7 protein-coding genes are annotated in these 8,712 nt (G+C 46.3%); 1 reads left to right on the top strand and 6 read right to left on the bottom strand.

Going from position 1 to position 8,712, the window contains the following annotated elements:
• Positions 1–383 precede the first annotated feature (383 nt).
• Positions 384–1,832 carry a replication initiation protein gene (locus JFN88_RS11165; protein ID WP_199019378.1) on the bottom strand — a complete coding sequence of 483 codons (1,449 nt, stop codon included), beginning with the start codon at positions 1,830–1,832 and terminating at the stop codon, positions 384–386.
• 787 nt (positions 1,833–2,619) lie between these two features.
• Here JFN88_RS11165 and JFN88_RS11160 point away from each other — a divergent pair.
• Entirely contained in the window at positions 2,620–3,039 is a 420-nt protein-coding gene (locus JFN88_RS11160; protein WP_199019377.1) for a hypothetical protein, read from the top strand.
• 56 nt (positions 3,040–3,095) lie between these two features.
• Here the strand turns inward: JFN88_RS11160 and topB are convergent, their stop codons facing one another.
• The 5 genes from topB to JFN88_RS11135 all read right to left on the bottom strand — a co-directional run bounded on the left by topB (position 3,096) and on the right by JFN88_RS11135 (position 8,581).
• Positions 3,096–5,477, bottom strand: a complete 2,382-nt coding sequence (topB, locus tag JFN88_RS11155; RefSeq protein WP_199019376.1) for a DNA topoisomerase III — start codon at positions 5,475–5,477, stop codon at positions 3,096–3,098.
• Complete coding sequence (locus tag JFN88_RS11150; protein ID WP_199019375.1) at positions 5,474–6,346, bottom strand: tyrosine-type recombinase/integrase; 873 nt, start codon at positions 6,344–6,346, stop codon at positions 5,474–5,476. Before JFN88_RS11150 ends, topB begins: the two co-directional genes overlap by 4 nt.
• Before the next feature lie 279 nt (positions 6,347–6,625).
• Positions 6,626–6,892, bottom strand: a complete 267-nt coding sequence (locus JFN88_RS11145; RefSeq protein ID WP_199019374.1) for a hypothetical protein — start codon at positions 6,890–6,892, stop codon at positions 6,626–6,628.
• A gap of 128 nt (positions 6,893–7,020) precedes the next feature.
• Complete coding sequence (locus tag JFN88_RS11140) at positions 7,021–8,061, bottom strand: hypothetical protein (protein WP_199019373.1); 1,041 nt, start codon at positions 8,059–8,061, stop codon at positions 7,021–7,023.
• Positions 8,062–8,122: 61 nt separating this feature from the next.
• On the bottom strand, positions 8,123–8,581 hold the full coding sequence (locus JFN88_RS11135; RefSeq protein ID WP_233167718.1) for a JAB domain-containing protein: 459 nt from the start codon (positions 8,579–8,581) through the stop codon (positions 8,123–8,125).
• Positions 8,582–8,712 lie beyond the last annotated feature (131 nt).

Genomic DNA, 8,712 nt, shown 5'->3' with positions numbered 1-8,712 from the left:
GAGCTGCTGCGGCCGGGAGCCGGACGGCGAAGCGCCACGCGCTACGGTGCAGGTGGGAGCTGCTAGACGGGAACCGGACGGCGAAGCGCCACGCGCTACGGTGCAGAGAAAAAAAAAGGCAAGAAAAAGAGTTGTAGTGGCCGCAGGTGCGGCAACAAGTGTAAGCATCAGGTGAGACGCCGTAACCGCCAGAAGGATCAAGTCTCAGAGCCTCTAAAAAATCGCAGAAAGGGAGAGCCTGTGGATAACCGAAGGGAGATACGCAAGATATCCACAAGAGGCAGGCAGAAGGACGATTTGCTACGCAAATCACCATCCCCGATCTCAGGAGTTCAGGTACACCCGCCCACCACCCTATCCCCTGTATATGGAGTATATACTTTTTAATCTGGTGGTGGGTCTGGATCCAGTTCTGTTTGCTTGCTCAAAAAGGAGTGAGCATCCAATGGAGCGCCAAAATCAACCTGGATGATCACTGTCGGGGCAGTGTAGGGCTTTTTCCTCGGTTTTTTTCTCCCTGGTGGGAAAGGTATGATATTGCTCTCTGGCTGCGGATTTGGGACCTCTGGAGGCTCTGGAAGCCTAATAATCGTGCTTCCACCGCGACCTTTACGCGTCTCGGTGATGATCTTTTGCTCTTGAGATAATTGTTTAAGGATTAATTTAAACGAAGCCAACGGGCAATTTAGCCGCGTGGCCAACTCCTGTTGAGTACCTGCTAACTCTTTAACTTGGGATAGTAACTCCAACAAATCTGCAGACCATTCGTGCAAATGTACTCTTTCCCGGTCTGACCGGGATTTGGCTGTTTCCCATTCGTTACGTATTGCGTATGCAAACGGAAGCCCGCTTAATTCCCGAATGATTTCGGCTGTAGGGGCATGCAGGGATGATTTTAAATAGACGTAACCAGCCTTATAGACTGCATCACGCTCTGTAAACGGGTCTTTACCGGCTTTAGAGAATTTTGAGCAGCAGGAATTAAACCACACCTGGAGAGCTGATTCAGCTCGTGCTTGTGGCCAATCAGATGCTTTCATGGCCAAAGCAAGGTTGAACGCAGTTGCTTCCCGGCTGCCTTCGGGGCAGGGGGCTGTCAACAAATGCTCCAGTGCCGGATGCTCCATCAGGTTTTGAGTATTGATGTTGAGGTATCCGATATCTGATGGATCGTATGGATGGTTAATATCGCGCCAGTCTTTAAACCAATCAAAATCGTAACGGCTCGATGGCTCGAATTGAACCAGATTTTGATCGGTTGGCGTCCGGAAAATCCGATTTGCGCCTACCGCGTGCAGATCAGCTCCCAAATCGGAAGCCATATGCCGCATGATAGCCGTGTAAAGCTTCACCGCCCTGGTAGTTGCCCGCACAGGTTGGTTGAAGAAATAAGCCACATGAAAGCCGCCGCGCGGCGTCCGGATGACTGCTGTTGGGCTCGGAAGCCCGGCCTGCTTAATACGATCCATGATGTCCTGAACAGACTCGCCACTGACGTCCAAGTCAAAGACATAGCCATTTAGCCAGCGTAGCGTCTCTGTGAGACGCAAATCACGCCGGTAGTAGCCATTCGGCGTGTAATAAGTGGTATCGACATCCTGATCGGCCAGGACCGCGTACAATGTGGACTGCGTGGCCATACTTTTCATTTGATCCTTGGATCCGACAAAAACCCATTGACGCTCCTTGTGAAAAGACCGCGCTTTTCCTTTTGCTGCTGTCCGTTTCGGGAATGCTTGCATATGCGTACCGTACAGCAGGCCAAAAAATGCTTCTGCTCGTGTTAGTGGTATGAGTGGTTGCGGGGCTTGGAGCTGCATCGATAGCGACATGTGAAAACCGTCCCTTCTGAAAAATGGCAATAGGAAATCAAGCCCTCATGTTCTTATTTTCAAAAAATGGAAAATGGGGCGTTTAGAATCTATCGAATTGGGTTAAACTATTACTAGATATATGAGCAAATGATTCTACCTTTGGCCGATAGATATCATTGGATCAACGCAACCAAAAAAGTCCTGGATGATCTCCACATAAGGGGGAACTGCATCGATAGTGAAATATGGAAACCGTCCCTTATGAAAATTGACAATAGGAAATCAAGCCCTCATGTTCTTATTTTCAAAAATGGAGAATGGGGCGTTTAGAATCTATCGAATTGGGCAAACTATTACTAAAATATATGAGCAAATGATCCTATCTTTGACAGATAGATACCATTGGATCAACGCAACCAAAAAAGCCCTGGATCTCCACAAAGGGAAATCCAGGGCTCATAACCTGATTTTGAAATCAGGACTTATGTAGTAGCTCTAACATACCGTGAAAAGTCTTGTATAAAAGGCTGGCGGTATGGTACAATAAAGTCAGTTGTTTGACCTTATTGATTATACTACTAAGTCATTATTTTGAGCGCCTGTTTCACCGATGTGTTGATCGGATGGAGCAGCGAGGGGTGGGGACCCCGAGCCGCTTGAAACAATGGCTTTTTAGTTTTTAGGGAAGAAATATTTACTAGAATCCATAATACCATAGATTCGCAGATTGGTATAGGAAAAAACTTCTTTGAACGGCAAATTACGACCAGGGATGTAGGGACTGGTCGATACGCTGCTGCATGAAATGGTTCATCTCTACTGCAAAGTTACGGGCATTAAAGACACGTCCCGTGGCGGGGCTTATCATAATAAGAAGTTCAAAGAAGAAAGCATCCGGCATGGCTTTTATTATCCTTCGGATAAGCCGGATCCTAAAATCGGCTGGTCGTATTCGAAAATAACGGACGAGACAAAAGAGGTTATTGACTCGTTGGACCTAATTCCGGATGTGTTCAAAATCGCCAGGGCTACTTTTGGATATTTGCCAGGCATGGAGACATCCGATCAAACGGCAGAGGATGAAGATGAATCCGAAGAAGAAGGACCGAAACGTTCACACATTATTAAATGGGTGTGTCCGACTTGCGAGAACATCGTCAGATCCTCGAAAGAGGTAAATATCAAATGCGGGGATTGTGACGTTACATTTGTTAAAAGTAAGTAATAATAAACAACCGGCACACTACAGCAGCAGTATGCCGGTTGTTTTTAAATCCATAATTACTTTAGAAATTGGACTTTTTGATCTTGTATATTGTAACCTATCGCCGCATCAAATTTTTTTCCTTTGGCTTCAAATCCTTTAATGACATCCGTCTTTCCGGATTTTAATAGCTTCCGTATCTGGTTGGCAGTTATGGCTCTGCCTAAAAATTCTTTCGGCAAAGTGAACTTACAACCTTCTTTGAAACCACTGCAGCCATAGAAATTACCCTTCTCGGTTACTGGCTTTTTGCAAATCGGGCAAGCTCCTAGCGTCAACTCATCCAGCGTAGGCTTACGTGTTTCTAGTTTTTGACCATCATGTTTGATGATCAAGGAGTATGGGCCGTATTGTCCCGGTATGCCTTGAAACAGTATTTCTTTGCCTTCTAGTAGCACCCCAGCAGTTTTAGCCGATATCTTAACTTTTAAGAACTCCTTGGGTATCGTGACCTTACATCCGTCTTTATATCCACTACAGCCGTAGAACTCTTTACGTTCAACAACTGCTTTTTTACATGACGGGCAATTACCTACCGCCTCAACCCCCTGCTGCTGAAAGAGAGGCTGCCCCTGGAGTTGCTTCCGTATCTGTACCTGCAGCTCGTCTTTTGTCGCCACAATACCTTGGACGAATGACTTAAATTCATCCAGCGTAGCGGCTGCAGAACGTTTGCCATCCGCGACTTCATTCAGCTTCATTTCGAAATCAGCGGTTAATTCGATGCTGGCCAGCGGGTGGTCATGTACCAGGCGCATGAAGTTCCGACCTTTATCCGTCAAATAAATCATGTTTCTTTTGCTCTCCATGTACTCCCTGTTCAAGAGTTCTTTCACAATGCCAGATCGTGTCGCCGGCGTTCCGATCCCCAAATCTTTTAGAACAGCGGCCAATTCCTCGTCACCCTCGATGATGCGGCCTGCATTGGCCATGGCTTTAACAAGATCATCTTCCGCCAAACGCTTTGGTGGGGTTGTCTTCCCGATCGGCATTTCAGTTTTTTGTACAGTGACAGCTTGGCCATTTTGCAATGGAGGAAGGACATTCGATTCGGGCTGTTCTTCCTCTGCATCCGGCTTCAAAATCTTTCTCCAGCCTAAATCTATAACGGAGACGGTTTTTGTCTCGAAGCTTTCACCAGCTACAAGTGTCAATGCAAGGACTTCCTTGTCTCTGCCTTCCGGATGATGAGCCGCCAAGGTTCTCAGAAGAATGATTTCATAGAGTTTTTCTTCTTCGTCGGTTAAATCTTTGGGGTTTTGCCCTGTCGGGACAATCGCATGGTGTTCCGCTGCCTTTTCATCATTTACGTAGCGGGATTTCCCTTTCAAAGATTTGATCTCTTCCGGGAAGACTTCTTTATATTTACTTTCGCTTCGGATTGTATTGAGCCGCTCTGAGAGCTGGTCCGCAGCATTGGCAGATAAATGGACGCTTGATGTCCGGGGATAAGTGACAAATCCTTTATCATAGATGCTTTGTAGCACTTTGTCCGTTTTATCGATGGAGAAGCCTAATTGCTTCCGAGCTGCCGTCTTAATCGATGTGGAATCCAGCAACTGAGGCGCGCTTCGCTTGACCTCTTTTTCTTCATATTCAGTTAACGTGCCTGGTTGGCCTTCAATGCGCTTCCGGAGTGATTCTACTTCTTCCTTCGTATCCAGGCGGTTAATTTTCTCACCATCCTGGAGTCTGAACCACTTTCCGGTGTAACTACCGGCAGTGGTTCTGAATTGGGCCAATAGGCTATAAAATGGTTCCGGGGTAAAGTTTTCAATAGCCAACTCCCGGTCATAGACAATCCGAAGGGTTGGTGTTTGAACGCGGCCAGCGGATAGCACGGCTTTTTCTCCCGTCACTTCCTGAGCAGCCAGGGTAAAGAATCGGGTTGAAGTAAACCCAATCCAGTAATCCGCATATGCTCGCGCCCTGGCCGCAGCCGCTAGATTGTCATAGGCCGTTCCCAACTGCAGGTTGTCAAACCCCTTTTTGATGGTAGCAGGCGTCAAGTCCTGAATCCATAGCCGGAATAACTGACCTTTGAATTTACATGCTTCGATGATCGTACGGCCAATATGCTCCCCTTCCCGACCAGGGTCCGTTGCGATCACGCAGCTATCTGCTTGATCTAGTAAACTTTTGATCACCTTAAATTGATCTTTCCGGGAAGGATCTACTTCGGAAAGCATCGGCTCCGGAATGATCGGTAAACTGTCCAGCTTCCAGACTTTAAATTGCTCGTATGCATCCGGGGTATTGAGCCGGATCAAGTGTCCAATAGCCCAGGTCACAATATCACCGTTTTGTAGCTCTATGTAGCCCATATTTTTTTTCTTTACGCCCAAGACTTCCGCAATATTGCGACCCATGTCAGGTTTTTCTGCAAGTATGACTTTCAATATTTAATCTCCCTTCTTGGCGTGTTTGTATCAAACAACTTCGTCATATGGGTGATGTAATCCCCATTTGAATGCCCCAATTCGTTTGCAATACTGGTTGCTGACAGGCCAATATTGGCCAAATCATAAACAAAAGTGTTTCTGAGAGCATGGGGAGTTATACCATGTAGTTCCTGATGCTTGAACATATGTTCAATCCCATTTGTTGTTAGTGGGCCTCCCCGTTGTGAAACAAATAATTTATCTGTACCTGTGTTTCCTCTATGGATAAGCCATTCTTCAATGGCTTCTTTTAGTTGGCCAATCACAGCAATTTGCCGTTTTTGGCTTCCTTGGATGTCCAGGAGCATGTTGCCATTTACAATACGGATGTGTTCCGACTCCAACCTCGCAACCTCCGAGACCCTTAATCCACCGTACAACATACTGAAAACAATCGCCCTATTCCTTGTGTAACGCCAAGGGTTACGAAGACGATCCCACTCTTTGCTGAAATGATTAAGCAGCTTTTCAATTTTTGGATCATCCAGCCATTGACTTTTGCTCTTGACTAATAAATTTGTATTTTTCAGCTCTAAAATATGGGGACTTAACGCCCCTATACTGACCAGATACTCAAGATATGCCTTGATTCCTTTTATTGCATTTGAAACCGTCGACGGACGGTATCGATGCTGCTGACCAGCTCGAACATAAGTGGCGTTCAATAGATATTCCTTCCAGTTCGCAAGATCCTCAGAATCAACCTTGACAACGCCATGCTCCTTACACCATTTTTCAAAATCAGCCGCTATGCGGCTATAACGCAAAATTGTATGCGGACTACTCATTTTATCTTGGAGCCATTCCTTAAAACCAGGGTGCGCCATATGCAAGCTTTCCCCTTTCTGGTAAGCTATTTATGGCAGCTTCCGGAATACATTTGTTCCCGCATGAATCTCTTGGCCAGAGTGAGGGAAGCCGGGGCTGCTTTTATATCTGTAAATCCGCAAGGATCCTTACTGCAGATCATAATAGAAAGCAACGGGGTTTCATCCGGAATAAAGGTATCGATCTTCAACTCCAGCGGACCTGGTTTAAGTTCAATGTATCCAATAGACTCCAGGATTCCCGTCTTGCAATTCGGGCAATTCATAGGACTCCCCCTTTCAAAATAGCTCTCCGCGTTCCCCTTCACGGCCAAAAACGCCATGCGAATATCCACCAGCATAATGGCCCTTCCCTTGAGTAAGTAAAAACCGTTCATATCCTTTTTTCAACGTAATTTTCACGGTTTCGTGATTTGCTGTTGAAACATTATCATACTGAAAACTAACTATCCGATATTCCCCGCTCTTCAACAATTCTTCAAGCTTGTTTTCAAGCATGGGAAATTCCTTCATCACAGCGATTTGAATTTCATTCAGCGTATTCATAGTCAATCTCCCTTCGTGGTATCTATTACCATTATACCATAGTTATTTGTCGTAAACAACGAAAAATAAGAGTTTAAGCCTGGTTTCTGTAGTGATCGCCCAACAAAAGTTGGGCGATCTTCCTGCTCCTATGCCACTATTTTCAGCCCGTACTTGCTGGCGATAAATTCCTTCCATTCCTTTTCCCATTCCTGGAGCCTTGAATTGTAGGATTGATGCAGGATCCTGAATTCCTGCTCGAATACGTATGACAGCGGACGTCTGCTATAGTGCAGATAGGGAATGCTTCGCATAATTTTGTTTCCAGTAGCCTGTACCTCTCGCAACCTGGAATCAAACCAGCAGGCTTTTAAAAAAGAGAAGGGTTCCTCGCGGATAATTTCCTCCCAGTCCATTCCTATCCCCCGATCTGCGCCGCAATGGAAGGGGCAGAGATAACAGCGTGAACGCCGCATGGGGAAACCCTGGTTCGACAAAAACGCTAGGCTTTCGTCTGTTGTTCGATTTTCTTCAACTAGCGGATACGCCAGACGAATGTATTCATACTGAGGTGACCGGTACGTATGAATCCGCCGGATCTCATCGAGAGAAAAGCCAATGTCAATGATAAACCCGATATCCTTCGGCAGCCGTTGTCCTGGTTTGAGGCCCAGCAGCTCAAGAACTGCTTTCCTGGCTGCTTGCTTAACTGGAACGATTTTGAAATCCACGGTACACTGCCGCGGCAGTATGCCCGCAGGTGTGATTTCTCCATCTTGATTGACGCTGTTGCAGTATACCGGCATTTGGAACCGTTGATAATCTGTGAGGATATACCGCATTAACATTTCTTCCAATCCACGCTCCATGCTGCCATGATGGGTGATTAAAAACGGGGTAGTATTGCCCACTTGCTTCTGCCGGAGCTGCCACCACCGAACCTGCTCCCGGATAAATTCCGGTTCGGCCCCAGTATCCGAGAAAATAATATAGTCATAATGAATTTCCCCTCTAAAATGCTGCTCCAGCAAGTGCGCCGATTGCGTACCTCCCCCAAATGAAAGGACATGGAATATGCGCTCTTTCCCTTCATCTTTCAAATTTTGAAGGATGACATCCTTTTCTTGGAATACACCGTCAATGAATTTTTTATGTTGCCGGTAATCCTGAAACCATTCGATTTGTTTCATTGCTGTACATCCCCCTTTGGCCAGGCAGCAAGGGTTCCCTTGCTGCCTGATAATTGATGATTTAACCGACGATTATCATGCCCTGTTCTTGGAAGCTGAAATATTGGCCATCACCAATGATCACATGGTCCATAAGGGGAATACCCATAAGCTCACCAGCATCTTTAAGGCGTTCTGTCATCTTGATATCTTCCAGAGATGGAGAAATGTCACCACTTGGATGGTTATGGAAACAGATAATGGATGTAGCGTTATTGAGGATGGCAGCTTTGAATACCTCCCTGGGGTGGACAATGGCTGAACTAAGTCCACCTGTCGATAAGACATGGATTCCCGCAACGGCCATTTTAACGTTGAGCGTAAGAATGCCGAATACCTCCGTTGCTTCGTGTTCGATGTCCAGGACAGTCTGAATAATCTGGTAAGCATCTCGTGGGGAGCGGATGACCTTACTATCCAGATTGTAGAGACCTCCTTTCGTTTTTACTTGTTTGACGCTGTAGACGCTGATTGTAATCATAGTTGTTTGACTCCTATCGATTGTGTATTTGCCCCTGTGACTCCCCCGCCCCCCCTTGCATCCGGCATCGTTTGCCGGTCTAGCCCTAGCGGCGATGAGCGGAATCCTTAAAGGTTTACCGGCCCCGCACA

This window comes from Paenibacillus roseus (assembly GCF_016424485.1).
Lineage (GTDB): Bacteria > Bacillota > Bacilli > Paenibacillales > Paenibacillaceae > Paenibacillus_D > Paenibacillus_D roseus.
This window is presented reverse-complemented; position numbering and strand designations above follow the sequence as displayed.